This window comes from Acidobacteriota bacterium (assembly GCA_040752675.1).
Taxonomy (GTDB): Bacteria; Acidobacteriota; Polarisedimenticolia; order JBFMGF01; family JBFMGF01; genus JBFMGF01.
This window is the reverse complement of record JBFMGF010000034.1, coordinates 1-14,529: the sequence shown is the minus strand read 5'-3', so window position 1 is coordinate 14,529 and position 14,529 is coordinate 1. Positions and strand designations below refer to the sequence as shown.

The 14,529-nt window shown below is 50.9% G+C and carries 14 protein-coding genes; 2 read left to right on the top strand and 12 right to left on the bottom strand.

Translation table 11 applies throughout. From position 1 onward, the window contains the following. Nucleotides 1-991: carboxypeptidase-like regulatory domain-containing protein (locus tag AB1756_03595; GenBank protein MEW5806421.1), on the top strand; the 991-nt coding region annotated here is incomplete at its 5' end. Between the two features lie 84 nt (nucleotides 992-1,075). Further along, nucleotides 1,076-2,173, top strand: coding sequence for a cyclic dehypoxanthinyl futalosine synthase (mqnC, locus tag AB1756_03590; GenBank protein ID MEW5806420.1), 1,098 nt, complete (start codon nucleotides 1,076-1,078; stop codon nucleotides 2,171-2,173). Between the two features lie 31 nt (nucleotides 2,174-2,204). Here the strand turns inward: mqnC and AB1756_03585 are convergent, their stop codons facing one another. The 12 genes from AB1756_03585 to AB1756_03530 form a co-directional block, all read right to left on the bottom strand. Then, nucleotides 2,205-2,663: a CBS domain-containing protein gene (locus AB1756_03585; GenBank protein ID MEW5806419.1), complete on the bottom strand. Its 459-nt coding sequence runs from the start codon at nucleotides 2,661-2,663 to the stop codon at nucleotides 2,205-2,207. Nucleotides 2,664-2,739: 76 nt separating this feature from the next. Continuing rightward, entirely contained in the window at nucleotides 2,740-4,788 is a 2,049-nt protein-coding gene (locus tag AB1756_03580) for a hypothetical protein (protein MEW5806418.1), read from the bottom strand. A gap of 81 nt (nucleotides 4,789-4,869) precedes the next feature. Then, complete coding sequence (gene queG, locus AB1756_03575) at nucleotides 4,870-5,919, bottom strand: tRNA epoxyqueuosine(34) reductase QueG (protein ID MEW5806417.1); 1,050 nt, start codon at nucleotides 5,917-5,919, stop codon at nucleotides 4,870-4,872. A gap of 47 nt (nucleotides 5,920-5,966) precedes the next feature. Further along, nucleotides 5,967-6,689: an RNA methyltransferase gene (locus tag AB1756_03570; GenBank protein ID MEW5806416.1), complete on the bottom strand. Its 723-nt coding sequence runs from the start codon at nucleotides 6,687-6,689 to the stop codon at nucleotides 5,967-5,969. A gap of 113 nt (nucleotides 6,690-6,802) precedes the next feature. Further along, nucleotides 6,803-7,804 (bottom strand): inorganic phosphate transporter, encoded by a 1,002-nt coding sequence (locus AB1756_03565; protein MEW5806415.1) that lies wholly within the window; start codon nucleotides 7,802-7,804, stop codon nucleotides 6,803-6,805. Nucleotides 7,805-7,840: 36 nt separating this feature from the next. Further along, nucleotides 7,841-8,461: a DUF47 family protein gene (locus AB1756_03560; GenBank protein MEW5806414.1), complete on the bottom strand. Its 621-nt coding sequence runs from the start codon at nucleotides 8,459-8,461 to the stop codon at nucleotides 7,841-7,843. Between the two features lie 75 nt (nucleotides 8,462-8,536). Then, nucleotides 8,537-11,044, bottom strand: coding sequence for a carbamoyltransferase HypF (gene hypF / locus AB1756_03555; GenBank protein MEW5806413.1), 2,508 nt, complete (start codon nucleotides 11,042-11,044; stop codon nucleotides 8,537-8,539). Between the two features lie 85 nt (nucleotides 11,045-11,129). Further along, nucleotides 11,130-12,152, bottom strand: coding sequence for a hydrogenase expression/formation protein HypE (gene hypE / locus AB1756_03550; protein MEW5806412.1), 1,023 nt, complete (start codon nucleotides 12,150-12,152; stop codon nucleotides 11,130-11,132). 16 nt (nucleotides 12,153-12,168) lie between these two features. Then, on the bottom strand, nucleotides 12,169-13,245 hold the full coding sequence (hypD, locus tag AB1756_03545) for a hydrogenase formation protein HypD (GenBank protein MEW5806411.1): 1,077 nt from the start codon (nucleotides 13,243-13,245) through the stop codon (nucleotides 12,169-12,171). An 18-nt stretch (nucleotides 13,246-13,263) separates the two neighbouring features. Beyond that, nucleotides 13,264-13,491, bottom strand: coding sequence for a HypC/HybG/HupF family hydrogenase formation chaperone (locus AB1756_03540; GenBank protein ID MEW5806410.1), 228 nt, complete (start codon nucleotides 13,489-13,491; stop codon nucleotides 13,264-13,266). An 84-nt stretch (nucleotides 13,492-13,575) separates the two neighbouring features. Continuing rightward, nucleotides 13,576-14,235, bottom strand: coding sequence for a hydrogenase nickel incorporation protein HypB (gene hypB, locus AB1756_03535; protein ID MEW5806409.1), 660 nt, complete (start codon nucleotides 14,233-14,235; stop codon nucleotides 13,576-13,578). Then, on the bottom strand, nucleotides 14,236-14,529 hold a 294-nt coding region (locus tag AB1756_03530; GenBank protein ID MEW5806408.1), incomplete at its 5' end, for a hydrogenase maturation nickel metallochaperone HypA. It abuts the gene before it with no gap.

Here is a 14,529-nt window from a genome sequence, read left to right as displayed (position 1 = left end):
CTATACTGATTCCACAGGCTTTTACAAAGTCAGGGGACTCAAAGACGGACGGTACACCGTCGTCATCGAGAATGCCGAGAAGAGATTCATAAAAGTCGTCGATATCCCCCGGGTCAAAGAGTTCCGATACGACATCCTTTATCCCGAGCACGAGATCTCGGGAAGGGTCATTGATGGAGAGACAAGGATGCCCATCCCCTTTGCCAGAGTCGATGTCTGGAGCGAAGAACTTGGAGATAAAGGAATCGTTACGTTTGACATCCATCATGAAGTGGATGGCGTCGCATCAAGCATAACAGCAGCCACGTCCGAGATGCAATCGACGACCACCGATTCCGAAGGTTTCTTCAGCTTCCTCATCGAGAGAGAAGGAAAATATTCCGTGACCGTCGTCAGTCCCGGTTATATCCGAAAGGTGATCCCGGTTGCCATCGTTCAAAATATCCCGCCGCTCGAGATCGCCCTTGTAAAAGGGGCAACGCTTAGAGGAACAGTCAGATCGGAAAAGGGTGCCATTCCCCCCGCTGCTGACATCCAGATGATAAAGGAGAATCACTCTTCAGGAACCTCCATCGATGCCGGTGGCAGATTCGTCTTCGATGATCTTGAGCCCGGAAATTACTCACTCTACATCTTTGCTCCTGCCCTTGCCCCTTTAATTTTAGACGACTTTAAGATCGAACCAGGAAGACATTACGTTGAAGATTTTATGCTGAAAGAGGGAGCGCCGCTCAAGATTGGCATCTCGCCAGCAGATCTTCCGGTCAGGATCAGGATCCTGGATGCAGCAGGACATGACTTCTATAGCATATTCCTCATGTATCTCGAAGAGGAGATATCCATCGAGGAAGGCAAGGAAAAAACTGCATATCTCTTTCCCAATCTCCCGCCCGGCCCTTACAGGATAACCGTTACTTCCAAAAAAGCCACAAAAGAGGAAGATGTCGAGATATTCTCCGGCTCCCCCGCCACCGTAGAATTCGAATTCTGATTCTTAGCGAGGGTTGCATCACCAAGAAAGGCTTCCTTGCTATGTAATGCGGATGCCTGAATTTGAAGGTACAATATAGCTCCCATGAGAGATGACCATCGCAACAGTCTGGCAGAGATCGAAGAAAAGATTCTAAGCGTCAGGAGGATTGAAAGAGATGAGGCTCTTCTGCTTTATGAGGAGGGGAGCTTTCTCTTTCTCTGCTCTCTCGCCGATGAAGTCAGGAAGAGGAAACATCCCGATCGCGTCGTCACATACATCATCGACCGGAACATCAATTATTCCAACATATGCATATCTGGATGCTCTTTCTGTGCATTCTACCGAAAAGCTTCTGATCCGGATAGTTACCTTCTCGCCTTTGAAGAAATAAAAAGAAAGATAGGAGAGACCCTCTCTCTGAACGGGGTTCAGATTCTCATGCAGGGAGGGCTTCACCCGTATCTCCAGATCGGATTCTACGAAGAACTTCTCCGGAATATCAAAGCGGAATTTGATATTCACGTCCACGCCTTCTCACCGCCGGAGATCATCCACATCGCAAGTATCTCGGCTCTTCCGATTTCAGAAACGATCAGGAGACTGCGAGAGGCCGGGCTTGATTCCATCCCCGGGGGAGGGGCGGAGATACTCTCCGACAGGACCAGGAAAATACTCTCTCCAAACAAATGCTCCGTGGCGGAATGGCTTGAAGTTATGGAGGAAGCACACCGCCAGGGGATGAAAACTACGGCGACCATGATGTTTGGACACATCGAGACGACGGAAGAACGGATCAACCACCTACTTCTCGTTAGAGAGCTTCAGGACAAGACCGGGGGATTCACGGCCTTCATTCCATGGACCTTCCAGCCCGGCAACACCCGGCTCGGCGGGAAGGAGGCAATGCCGCATGAATACCTGAAGATGCTGGCCATATCCCGGATAGTTCTGGACAACATCAGGAATATCCAGGTCTCCTGGGTGACGCAGGGGGATAAGGTTGCACAGCTCGCCCTGAGGTGCGGCGCAAATGATTTTGGAAGCACGATGATCGAGGAAAATGTCGTCCGTGCCGCCGGGGTCTCATTTCAGTTATCAGAAGAGGAGATCGTCAGGAACATCCAGGAAGCAGGGTTCATTCCGATGCGAAGGAACATGTTCTACGAACGGCTCGGTCAGGCTGAAAGCATGATCTATTGAAATAAGGACAATATCTACGAGAGTTGCAATGTCAGGCTGTGATTGTTCCTGTGGCGATGGCCCGGCACAGATCCAGAGAACTGATGACTCCGGTTACCCTGTCTCCATGAACAATGGGGATCCTGTGTATCCGGAAATTCCACATGGTCCTGCATATTTCTATGAGAGGCGTATCTTCATAGGCAAAGATGGCTGGTGAAGTCATGATTTCCTTCACCATCACGATGGCTTTTTCCTCGGGCTGTCTGACGATCAGTTTGCCTCTGTAGAGCGCAAGCTTTTTCTCTTTTTTTCTCTTGTCCTCGCCAGTGATCCCCATCGCCCCGTAGATGATATCTTCCATTGTCACTACGCCAACGAGGCTCCCATTATGATCCACAACGGGGACCCCGTTGATGTTCTTCTCCTGGAGCAAATCGCACAGTTCGTCCACAGTGGCTTCATCATGGATGGTTACGACCTCTCTGACCATCAAATCCGATGCTTTCATCTCTTTCACCTCTCTCAATCTTTGAAATTCCTCACCACTAAAGCCCTTCAAGATACCACATGGTAACAGCGAGGCGCTATTCCTCCCGGTAAGGCTTCTTGATATATCTTTCCGCCGTTTTCTTGGAATCCATCATATCCGGATGCTCCAGGGCCTTCCGGTACTCGCCAAGCGCCTTGCTCCTTCTCCCCATCACGTCGTAGATATTTCCTCTCCTGATGTGACTCCAGGGAAGAAGCGGGTCTTTTTGCGCTTCCTTCAGAAGCGGTTCCGCCTTTGCGGCACCAGCGTACAGTTCGAGAGCCTTTTCGTAATTCTTCCTTGCATGCTCCATTCTTGCGTAGTTGTACAGGATCTCTCTTACGCTACCGACTGAAGTCAATGCCTCTTCATAGATCTTCCCGGCTTCATCATATTTTTTCACCCTTTCCATCCTCAGCGCTTCCTGGATAGCCTTCTCGATCTCCTCCTTCCACAACAGCTTCAGCGATTTCTTCTTAAGGTCGGGCTCTCTTCTGAAGATTTTGTGCTGGGGATCGAGAATGATGTTATCGGGTCGGAAAGAGTATCGGAACATGAATTTATTTTCTCTGTCATCTATAAAGACTTCTTCAACTTTCCTTCCCTCTCTTCCGGCCATCAGGATCTCGACTGGAAGATCGTAGATGCCACTCTCCTGGACGATCTTCAGATCCACCCGGAAATCTTTCTGATAGGTCTCGCGCACGCTATGTTCCATTTTCAATTCAGGTATGCCACTACTCGCGATCCAGTTCCTGAAAAATCTCCCGAGATCCATATCGGTTCCCTTCTCCAGAGTTTCCCGGAGTTCATCCAGCGTCATCCTGGTGAATATCTTCTCCTTAAACAGGAGCTTGGCGGCTTTGAAGAAAGGCTCATCTCCCGCGACATACCGGAGCATGGCCATGATGGCTGATCCCTTCCCGAAGATCAGAGGGTCCGGAGACTCAGGACCAACCTCTGCGAAGGGACGATCCAGCTTGCTGTCGAGGAGAAGATACTCCATTCTGCTGCGCTCCATGAAATCGGTGGCCGGAAGGCCCATCTTCTCGCAGTAGAGATGTTCTGCGTAGCTTCCGAGACCCTGCATCTGCTGCCATCCTCCGGGTCCCTCTCCTCCGATGAGGTATCCCCACCAGAGATATCCGATGGAGCGAGCATCGAAGCCCTCGGAAGAGAATATTCGGATGAGATTCTCAGGGGAGTAAAGGATGATCCCGTTAAGAGTCCTGGTCCGACTGATCCCCTCCAGCTCTACGATGGAGATCTGGCTGAAAGGATTGGGACAGAAGAGGCTGGAAAAGCAATTGATGATATCCGTTGCAGAGGAAGCGATTCTCTCGGCAAACTCACCCTCCTCCAGAGGATAGAGGTAGGTCTGGACCCTGACCGATCCCCTTTCCGTGCTTCGCACGACCCATTTCCTGTCGGCCACAATTGAACAGAACTGAATCGGAATATCGTTCTGCCAGGTATAGGTTATTCGATCTCCGACCTGTTTCCCTTCAATCATCTTTCCAGGACCGACTACCTTGAATCCTGCCGGGAGGGTGACCTTTATCAAGGATCTCGCTCCTCCTTCCCCTGACAGCGGATACCAGAGATCGGTGCCAAGAAGCAGAATACTGTCCTGAGCGAAGGCAGGACGTTCCGCCCCTGCTTTTATCTTGATCTTCCCTTCAATTTCGAAGGTTATTGATTTTTTTCCACGTATGGGAGGATCGACATCGACGGTAACAACCTCTCCTGCCTTTCTGTACTCAAGTATCCCGCTCGACAGCTTCGCGCCGAGAATGTGAAGATTTTCATTCAACAGGAAGCGCAAAGAATACACTTCCCTCTCAGACTCGATGTCGATTTTCACCTTCCCGTAGATCCCCTGCTTTTCAGGGTCCAGCGTGACGTCGATCTCATATCGCGTCGCTTTCCATCCTTCCACGCCTTTTTCTCCCTCTTCCTCCCGGGCAATCAACTGCGGAAAAAATATCATCAGCCAGATGAGACATAAGAACATGAAGAAAAAAAGACTCGATGCGTACAGGAAGACCCTCTTGATAGTTTCGCAGCTTCTTCCGGTGTTGTCGTTCTGTCTTTCTGAATGCATCAGGAACCCTCTATTTCCCTAAATCTTACACGCACTCTGTCAAATTTTCAAAATATCCTTTAGGAAAAGACTTTTCGCTTGTTAAAAGGGGCGGGCGAGGGCCCAGGAGGCATGGCTCTTAAGAATAGGGTCCTCGTCCTCAACAAGGGCTTGCAAAGGTTTTAGCAATTCATTTGCCGCAGAGGCTTCATTACGCAACAGATTTCCTGCAGCCAGGCAGGCATTTCTTTGGAGCTTTTTCCTTCCCCCCCTCCTGATGGCACTCCCTTCGAAAACCTCCTGAAAGCTATTCTCATCGAGCCGTAAGATGTCGGCAAGGGTGAGGTTCAGGACCTTCTCGTTGGGGAGGAACAGTGGTTCTTCCGTCACCTTCGCTCTATGATTCTCGGGGCAGGCCTCCTGGCAGATGTCACATCCATAGATCCAGTTCCCCATATCTTCCCTTATCTCTTCAGGGACGATACCATCGTTTTCGATGGTCTGATATGCGATGCACTTCGAAGCATTGACCATATGCGGGACCTCGATGGCTCCCGTAGGGCAGAGGTCGATGCAGAGTGTGCATTCCCCGCAGCGACTTTCAATCTCTTTTTCTGTATAGCTGAGTTCAAGATCGGTAATGATCTCTGCCAGGAAGAGCCATGAGCCGTAAACGCTGTTTAATACGACAGAGTTCTTGCCTCTCCAGCCGATGCCTGCAAGCGTGGCCCATTTCTTTTCGAGGATGGGACTATCATCCACGTAACAGAAAGCCAGTGCGGCTCCCTCCATCTCCATAAATAGAGAGAGCTCCTTTAACTTCGACTGGATGACGGCATGGTAGTCACGGCCATAAACATACCGGCTCATCCTTCCATGTATTCCGGGGGCTGCTGGTTTCCACTCCTCATTAAAGTAGTTGATGGCGAGGGAGACAAGAGATCGCGCATTCTTGAAAAGAAGGGAAGGATCGAGTCTATGCTCCAGACCTTTCCGGAGCCACTCCATGTCTGCATGCCAGCCGGCTTCAAAATATTTTCCAAGATGCTCCCTCTCGTCGAGAGGATGAACAGGCAGAAAACCTACGGATGCAAAGCCGAGACTCTCAGCCTTTTCCTTTATGATACTCGAGAGATGACCGCTTGCATTCATCTTTTCCCTTTATCAACAGGTCAGGTTTGAGGAGTTTCCTTACAGTATCATGCTGAAGGTCGTGAAACATACCACTGGATCTGCCTGAGAATCCCGCGTAGAATCTTAACCTCTCTCGGCTCCAGATCGGCCTTCCCGAAGAGTCTCCGCAGCGCAACCATTATGGTCGTTGGATAGGCTTCGTTGAGAAATCCTATTTTCACGAGAATCCCTTCGAGGTGTCTGTAAAAGCTTTCCACATCTTCAAATTTTGCCAGAAGCGGCGGCTCTTCGATCGTCGGAAGAGAGGAGGTGAGAAAAAGCTCATAACAGGTGATCATCACCGCATGCGCAAGGTTCAGGGATGGGAGCTTCTCGCTGGAAGGAATAGTGGTGACAAACGTGCAGAGCTGCAGCTCTTTCGTCAGGAGTCCCTTATCTTCTCTTCCAAAGACGAAAGCAACTTTATTCTTCTCGGAGAAGGATGAAATCTTCCGGGCGATTGTGCTGATGGAATAGACCGGTTTTCTCATTTTTCCCTGCCGACGGGTGGTTCCTATGGAGAGTGACGTCTCCCTGAGAGCCTTTTCAAGCGATGTGAAAAGCTCCGCATTCCTCAGGATCCCTTTCGCATCGACAGCCATCTTCAGTCCTTCCTCGACCATGAACTCCACCGGGTTTACAAGAGCCAGGTGAGAAAGTCCCATGTTTTTCATGGCTCTTGCACAGGCTCCGATGTTCCCCGCATGCTGCGGCTCGACCAGGATGATCTTGATATTTTCCAGCTTCATTCTGGAACTCCGTTTCTTTCTGGAAACTTATTTTAATTTTATACTGGAATCCATCCTCCGCTCACAGAATGGCCATCAGCAAGAAAACACGCTATATCCAGGTCATCAAGAGATCATCGGGAAAGACCGATGAGCTCTATGAGGATGCAGAGGATCGCGGAAATAAGAGCGGCCCCTGGGATGGTCAGTATCCATGTTGCGATGATCTGAAAAGAGAGTCCCCATTTCACCCTGGAGAGTTTCTCCGCGGCTCCCACCCCCATGATGGCGGTCGATATAACCTGGGTCGTGCTGATTGGAGCTCCCATATAGGTTGCTGCGAGAATGGAAGCCGTAGCCGACGTCTCGGCGCTGAAGCCATGCAGGGGACGCAGCTTGACCATTCTCATCCCCATCGTCTTGATCACCTTCCATCCGCCAAGATAGGTCCCGAGACCCATGAAGGCCCCGGAACCGAGCATGACCCAGTAGGGAACGTGGAACGTATCGAGGAAACCCCCGCTGACGAGAGCGGCGGTTATGACTCCCATGGCATTCTGGGTGTCGTTGGCGCCGTGGCTTAAGGCCATGAAGGATGCGGATAGAATCTGGCTCCTAAGAAAGAACCTGTTTGCCTTGAAAGGGTGTGCGTTCCTACCGATCCAGACCATTGCTATCATCAACAGGGTGCCCGCCAGAAAGCCCGCGAGGGGAGAGAGAATCATAGCGATGAGGACCTTTCTTATCCCCGTCCATTGAACCACATCCATCCCTCTTCCTGCCACCGCTGCCCCAATGAGCCCTCCCACGAGAGAGTGGGTGATGCTGATCGGTATGCCTGCATGAGTGCAGATGGCAGACCAGATGATGGCACCCAGAAGCGCACTGAGGAAGATCCACTGATCTATCGCCTCGGGTGCGACGATCCCTTTCCCTATTGTTTTGGCGACTGCCGTCGTCAGAAAGGCTCCTGCGATATTGAGCCCGGCCGCCAGAAGGATTGCCATCCTTGGGCTTAGGGCTCTCGTGCTGATGGTCGTGGCAATGGCATTGGCACAGTCGTTCATGCCGTTATAGAAATCGTACGTCCATGCCAGAACGATGATGACGAACAGGAAAATGATGGCTGTGGTCAAATCATCTCCTTTCCAGTTTCACCCCGGGGAAGATTTTCAGATGCTCTTGATGACGATCCCTTCGATGATGTTCGCCACGTCCTCGCATTTGTCCGTTGCGGATTCCAGGGATTCATAGACCTCTTTCCATCTCAGAAATTCGAAGAAGTCCTTGCGATTCTCTACGAGTTTTTCGATGGAGGTCAACAGCGTGGCGTCTGCTTCGTTCTCGAGACGATTGATTTCGATGCAGTGGTCGAGAAGCCTCCTCTGATTTTTCAGATTCCGTAGCATCCCGATTGCCTTGGAGATCTCCTGGACCATCTTGTGGATGATCTCCACGAAGCGCTTCATCTCTTCCGTCGGCTGAGTGATCTCATAGAGGAAGACCCTTCCCGCAGAGGCATCGATGAGATCTACGATGTCGTCCATGGCCTGGGCAAGGGAGTGGATATCCTCTCGATCGATGGGTGTGATAAAGGTCCGGTTCACTTTATCGATGATCTCGTGGGTAGTGATGTCGGCCTCATGCTCCGCTTCTTTGAACCTTGTCCGCATCTCTTCACTCACCTTAAAATCCTTGACGAAGCTGCTCAGGATCTCCGTGATGCGGATGAGATCACCGACCTGTCTGTCGAAGAGGTCAAAAAATTCGCTGTCCCTCGATATGAATTTCATGACGATTCCCTCGAAAATTGAGTGTAATTCTTTCAGAGTCGTTATTCTTTGTCAAGCATGCCAGGAGAAGAGATTTCATGAAATGCCAGTCATATTCAGGATAGAAGCGGCAATAACGGCCTGCCCCAGGGAGATCCCTCCATCATTGGCTGGCACCAGCGAATGGGTTAGGACCTCGAATCCTCTCTGTTTTAGTTCCTTTACAAGATTCTCAAAAAGGTATTTGTTCTGGAAGACTCCCCCTGAGAGGGCAACCTTATCGAAACCGATTTCAAGCCTGAGCATGGAACAGGCTTCCGCTAGGATGGAAACGACCGTGTTATGGAACTTTGCGCTGATCTCCCCTGTTGCCTTTCCTTTCCATATGTCGGCAACGATTTCCCGAAACATTCCATCAAGGCCAACGACGTATGAAGGGGAATCATCGTACCAGAAGGAGATTGTATCCTGCACTGAAGAGCCAGAATCTTCAGCTTCTTCCACGGATCGGGTGGATTTCGCAGCTCTCAACAGCAGATCGAACTTCGAGGTTCTGTCAGTCTGAATGATGGAATATCCGTATGACAGATTTCCTCTGATCGACGGATCGACGCTCATCTCCAGCTCAAATGGAGCCTGTCCTTCGAAGGAAACCACAGACCTGAGGCAAAGAAGAGCCGCAACAGCATCGAAGACCCTTCCGAGACCGGAGGTCAACGGGGAATTTATCTTCTGCTGGATCATCCTGACGACTGTCTGAAGCGATGATCGATTGAGTTTTTGAATGAAGGGGATCTTCAACAGGAAAATCTCATCACCATACGCAGCATGCAGGGCGCTTGCCGCCATTCTCCAGGGTTCCTTTATGGCCGCCGTTCCCCCGGGCATGGGCAAACTCTTGAAGGTCATGAATCGTTCGAACCCGGTGTAATCCGCGATCAGGACTTCCCCGCCCCAGAGAGCCCCATCCGTTCCATAGCCGAGACCATCCATGGCGAGGCCGATGACCGGACCCTTGTCGCTGTTCTCTGCAAGGCAAGAAACTATATGAGCATGGTGGTGCTGAATGCCTATTGCTTTGACATGCTTCGCTTCTTTTTTTTCTCTTGCCCCCTCTCTTTTCCTTCTCCCCACTTCTTGCTTTTCCCCTCCGTCTTTTTCAATTTCTTGCTCTGTGATCTCTCTTGCATGCTTTGTGTTCAGATATTCCGGGTGCAGGTCGTAGGCAATTGCGATTGGTGTGATCTCAAGGATCCTCTTGAGATGCTCTCCCGCATCAAGGAAGAAGTTAAAGGCTTCAACATTCTCGAGGTCGCCGATGTGCTGGCTCAGAAAAGCGTTCCCCCCCTTCAGGAGGCAGACGGTGTTTTTCAGTTCTGCACCAAAAGCTATCACGGCCGGATACTCATCTTCCAGGAAGATGGGAACCGGAACAAAGCCTCGAGACCTTCTGAGGAATCTGTCTCGCTCTACCATATGAAGCATCACAGAGTCATCGCTTCTCAGGAGTATTTCCCTGTCATGCATGAGAAAATAATCTGCAATTCCTTCGAGTCTCCGGACCGCTTCGCCATTTTCTATGGCGATCGGCTCCTCGCTCAGATTCCCGCTTGTCATGACGAGAGCCTGAAAATCAAGGCCACTATTGAAGAGAAGATGATGGAGCGGCGTGTACGGAAGCATGACTCCAAAATGGGTATTCCCCGGGGCTACTTCATCGGATATAGCCGGATGATCCTTCTTTCTCAGGAGGACGATCGGGCGCTCCGAAGAGATCAGTAGCTTTCTCTCCTCCTCATTTAGCCAAGCGCATTCCAGGATCTTCTCCAGGGACCCTGACATGATGGCAAGAGGCTTTTCTTCTCTCAACTTTCTTTCTCTCAGTCTCCTGATCGCGCCGGTGTTGGACGCGTCTACCGCCAGATGGAAACCGCCAATCCCCTTGATGGCAATGGTACTTCCTTCCTTAAGACGATCCACCGCTTCCCGGATTGGGTCCTCGCATTCCATGACCTTTCCTCTTGAATCGGTAAGCCAGACTTCTGGTCCGCACAGGAAGCATGCATTGGGTTGCGCGTGAAACCTTCTATCGTGCGGATCATCGTATTCCTTCTGACATTCCTCACACATCGTGAAGACCGACATTGATGTGTTCTTTCTGTCGTAAGGAATCGTCCTGATGATCGTGAATCTAGGACCGCAGTTCGTGCAGTTTATGAAGGGATAACGGTATCTCCTGTTCGATGGATCGAAGAGTTCCCTCAAACAGTCATCACAGACGGCAATATCGGGCGAGATGAGGGTTTTCTTCTCTTCCTGCTCCTCGCTCCTGGCGATTTCAAAGCGCTGCGAGTTTTCCATCGGCATGTCGGATACATTCATTCCTGTGATCCTTGCCAGGGGAGGCGCTTCACTCCTTAGCAGCCTCAGAAACTCTTCTATGGCGGGACGGGAGCCCTCAATCTCGATAGTGACCCCCTGAGGATTGTTGCATACCCTCCCCGCAAGATTCAGCCTGGTAGCAAGCCTGTATACAAAAGGCCGGAATCCAACACCCTGGACGATTCCCTTGACGATGATCTTTTGTCTTATCCGCACGTCCATCCTGTATGATTATCTTCAAACTCGATATTCAGGAAATGATACGAAATTCAGGGAACCACGCTGCGAGTCTCAATACCATCAAGCGTCAGCAGATGCGGGGGAGCTTCTCCTCCTCGGGCAAGTCGACGATCCTGGATGTTCCGTACCTCGTCTTCAAGACCACCCTTTTCTCCGGTTTCTCCTGGATCTCACCGATGATTCTGGCCTCTCTTCCCAGCGGGTGACCCCTCATGATCTCCAGCACTCTTTCCGATTTCTTTCTATTGACAATGATAAGGACCTTCCCTTCGTTGGCGACATAGAGCGGATCGAGCCCAAGGATCTCGCAGAGGCTTCTCACGGAATCCCTGACTGGGATCTCATTCTCATAAATGGTCACGCCGAGTCCCCTGTTCTCCGCGATCTCGTTCAGAGTGGCGGCGACGCCTCCTCTGGTTGGATCTCTCATGAACTTAATACCGGAGGAGGCTCCGGAATTATCCTTAAGCAGGGTCTGGATGAGAGAATACAGCGGTGCGCAGTCGCTAATGAGGTCGGATTCGAACTGAAAGCCGCTCCTCATCATCATGACCGCGGCGCCATGATCGCCGATGCTACCATTGACGATGATCCTGTCACCGATTCCGATCTTCTCCATGGAAAGGGATATCTTCTCCGGAATAGTACCGACACCAGATGTGTTGATGAATATACCATCCCCTTTTCCCTTCTCGACAACCTTCGTATCTCCTGTGACGACATCCACTGCCGCTTCGTGCGCCGTGATCTTGATGGACTGGATAATCCTCTCGAGATCGGTGATAGGGAATCCTTCTTCGAGCACCAGACTCAGGGTCATGAAGAGAGGCGTTGCTCCAACGACTGAGAGATCGTTGGCAGTACCGGCGACAGCGAGTTTCCCGATGTCTCCCCCGGGGAAGAATGGAGGCGAAACGACGTAGGAATCGGTGGTAATTGCAATCTTCTCTTTCCCCATCTTGATTACGGCAGAATCGGAAAGCGGTGAGAGGAAAGGGTTATCGAGATTCTTGAGGAAGGTCTCCTTGATGAGTTTGCGCATGAGCTTTCCGCCGCTACCGTGTCCCATCAGTATCCTTTCTCGCTTCATAAGACCCCTTTCATCATCAAAGGCCATGGTGGAGGCGGCATGTCCCCTCGCTGGAGACCATGCAGGGACCATAGGGGAATTCAGGCGTGCATCTCTTCCCGAACATCGGACATTCAGGCGGTTCAATCTTGCCGATCATGATGAGGTGGCAGAGACAACCCGGATTCAGATCGATCGACTCTTTTTCCTTTCGCAGTTGAAATTTTTTCACAGCATCGTATTTCTGAAATTCAGTCCTCAGCTTCAATCCTGAATTCTTAATGATTCCGATCCCCCTCCACCGCGAATCCGAGATCTCAAAGACGTTCTGTATCGCTTCCCTGGCAAGTCTGTTCCCCTCCCTAGTCACCGACCTCCTGTAACAGTTGAAGACTTTATAGTCCTTCTCTATTACCTGTTCGACGAGGTTCAGTATTGCAAGGAGGACATCCGCTGGCTCAAATCCAGCGATTGCGACCCCCTTTCCGTATTTCTTCGGGAAATCCTCGTACTCGCTGTAACCCATGACCGTAGTCACGTGCCCGGGCAGGATGAATCCGTCGATCGCGACATCATCTCTGTTCAGGAGGAGCTCCAGAGCAGGGGGGATGATTCTATGAGAGGAGATCATGCTAAAGTTGTCCGGGGGTCGGGAGAGGATGGCCGCCGCGACGGGCGCAGCTGTCGTTTCGAACCCCACGCCGAAGAAACAGATCTCTTCATACGGATTTTCTCTGGCCATCGAAACCGCGTCGGAAGGGCTGTAGACAACGTGGATCTTACCGCCTGAAGACTTCACATCAAAGAGAGAGCCGTCTGTCGCCGGGACCTTCATCATATCTCCAAAAGTAACTATGGCGGCTTTTTTCTCCAGGGCGATCTGAGATGCAAGATCGATGTCTTCCGTCGGGCAGATGCAGACCGGACATCCAGGCCCCGCTATGATCCTGATCCATTCCGGGAGAAGGGCCCTCAAGCCAAAACGTGCAATGGCGTTCTCGTGTGTTCCGCAGACATGCATAAACTTAAGCGGTTTTGCGGCTTTTCTCCGCGAGATAGTCGATGCCATTCCACTGATTACTTTCTCATCTCTGTATTCATCGATGTGCTTCATGGTCGCCTGCAGGATTGCTCAGGAAAGCTCGGTGGCCGACAGATACTGTCTGATTAGATCAAGATTCTCCTGCGCTTCTTTCTCATCGATCCTGTGGATGGCGTAGCCGGCATGGACGATGACGTAATCTCCCTCCTTCACGTCGTCAATGAGATCGAGAAAGATCCTGCGTTTCACACCACCGGTTTCAACGATCCCAAGGTTTTCTTCTATCTTAACCACTTTCATCGGTATCCCGAGGCACATCACTCTATCCTTTCGTTATCTTTCTCATTCCACGCATCGTCCATGCTGTATGAAGATTCCCTTCATGCTATCTATCATGCTGATTCATGACTTTTTCATCATAATCCTTGTGGTGAGCCACTCGATCCATCTGTCCAGTCCCTCCCCAGTTTTGCATGAGATCTCAATGATATCCGCTTTGGGATTCACATCGGAGGCATCCTTCCTGGCTTTCTGTATATCAAAATCGGTATGCGACATGAGATCCGTTTTGTTGATCAAGATGAGATGCGAGCGATGGAACATCAGGGGATACTTCTTCGGTTTGTCGTTCCCCTCGGAGACTGAGTAAACCATTACCCTGTGATCCTCACCGAGATCAAATTCCGCCGGGCAGACGAGATTCCCGACATTCTCGATGATGAGGAGGTCGAGCCCATGCAGATGAAAATGATGGAGAGAATTGTGGACCATCCTCGCATCGAGATGGCAGAGGCTCCCAGTGTTTATCTGAAAAGCCTCGACGCCGAGGGCTTTGATCCTGTCGGCATCCTTCGTGCTCTGGATGTCGCCTTCGATGACTGCCAGACGGAGCCTGCCTTTCAGCTCCGGAATGGTCTTCTCGAGCAGTGAGGTCTTCCCGGAGCCAGGGGCGCTCATCAGGTTGAAGACGTATATTCCATGCTGATCGAAGATATTCTTGTTCTCCCTGGCAATCTCCTCGTTTGATGCCAGAAGGTCGGATTCCAGGTTGATCTCATGCATTCACTTATCCCCATCATGAACATTTATGTGCGAAATCCTTATCTCTCTTCCGCTTACAACTTCGATTTCTATCCCCTGACAGAAAGGGCAACGGAAGACGAAATCCTTCACCTTGAAGAAACTTTCGCAGGCCCTGCATTTCCCCATGAGCGGGATCATCTCGAAATTGAGCGCGGCGCCTTCGGCGCATGTATTTTTCGAGGCCACCTCGAAGCAGAAGGAGAGGGCCTCCCTGTCGATTCCGGCCATCTCGCCGAGCTTCAGCGTGATGGTGTTAACTTTCGTAAACTTCTC

Excerpts from the sequence above, each read along its gene's own strand:
- hypF (MEW5806413.1), bottom strand. The coding sequence starts at position 11,044 with ATGGACGTGCGGATAAGACAAAAGATCATCGTCAAGGGAATCGTCCAG.
- queG (MEW5806417.1), bottom strand. The coding sequence starts at position 5,919 with ATGAATGCAAGCGGTCATCTCTCGAGTATCATAAAGGAAAAGGCTGAG.
- hypE (MEW5806412.1), bottom strand. The coding sequence starts at position 12,152 with ATGAAGCGAGAAAGGATACTGATGGGACACGGTAGCGGCGGAAAGCTC.
- mqnC (MEW5806420.1), top strand. The coding sequence starts at position 1,076 with ATGAGAGATGACCATCGCAACAGTCTGGCAGAGATCGAAGAAAAGATT.
- hypD (MEW5806411.1), bottom strand. The coding sequence starts at position 13,245 with ATGAAGCACATCGATGAATACAGAGATGAGAAAGTAATCAGTGGAATG.
- hypB (MEW5806409.1), bottom strand. The coding sequence starts at position 14,235 with ATGCATGAGATCAACCTGGAATCCGACCTTCTGGCATCAAACGAGGAG.
- AB1756_03560 (MEW5806414.1), bottom strand. The coding sequence starts at position 8,461 with ATGAAATTCATATCGAGGGACAGCGAATTTTTTGACCTCTTCGACAGA.
- AB1756_03585 (MEW5806419.1), bottom strand. The coding sequence starts at position 2,663 with ATGAAAGCATCGGATTTGATGGTCAGAGAGGTCGTAACCATCCATGAT.
- AB1756_03570 (MEW5806416.1), bottom strand. The coding sequence starts at position 6,689 with ATGAAGCTGGAAAATATCAAGATCATCCTGGTCGAGCCGCAGCATGCG.
- AB1756_03580 (MEW5806418.1), bottom strand. The coding sequence starts at position 4,788 with ATGCATTCAGAAAGACAGAACGACAACACCGGAAGAAGCTGCGAAACT.
- AB1756_03540 (MEW5806410.1), bottom strand. The coding sequence starts at position 13,491 with ATGTGCCTCGGGATACCGATGAAAGTGGTTAAGATAGAAGAAAACCTT.